Below are 385 nucleotides of genomic sequence, written 5' to 3'. Positions count from 1 at the left end.
ATCGAGTGCCTCGCGCACCCGGACGCTTGTCACCATCGGAAACGCGGCAGCGACCTCCTTGATGAGCTTCGCATCGCCTGCGGGTGTGGAGCTGGCCTCCGTCAGGGTCGCGATATCGGTATGGGGTGCTCCGGCGAAGGCTTTCGGCGAATAGACCAGGACGAAATTGATGCCGAGACTTTGCCAGTCCACTGTCCGGAGATTGCTGATCTTCGCCGTGATGTCGCGGCCGAGCACGTTCACGGTGATGTCGTCGCCGACCTTGATGCCGAGACCGTCGGCGATCTTCTTTTCAAGCGAGACCAGCGGCGGGCCGCTGTAGTTTTCGTCCCACCAGGTGCCTTCGACGACTTTCGAGCCGCGCGGCACTTCGCCGGTGTAGGTC

General features: G+C 62.3%; 1 protein-coding gene. It reads right to left on the bottom strand.

Translation table 11 applies throughout. From position 1 onward, the window contains the following. On the bottom strand, positions 1-385 hold a 385-nt coding region (locus AC5RWQ_RS30750), incomplete at both ends, for a hypothetical protein (RefSeq protein ID WP_494286092.1).

The sequence above is a fragment of the Micromonospora sp. BS32 genome, from assembly GCF_059089345.1.
The sequence above is the reverse complement of the archived record's forward strand: the minus strand, read 5'-3'. Positions and strand labels throughout refer to the sequence as shown.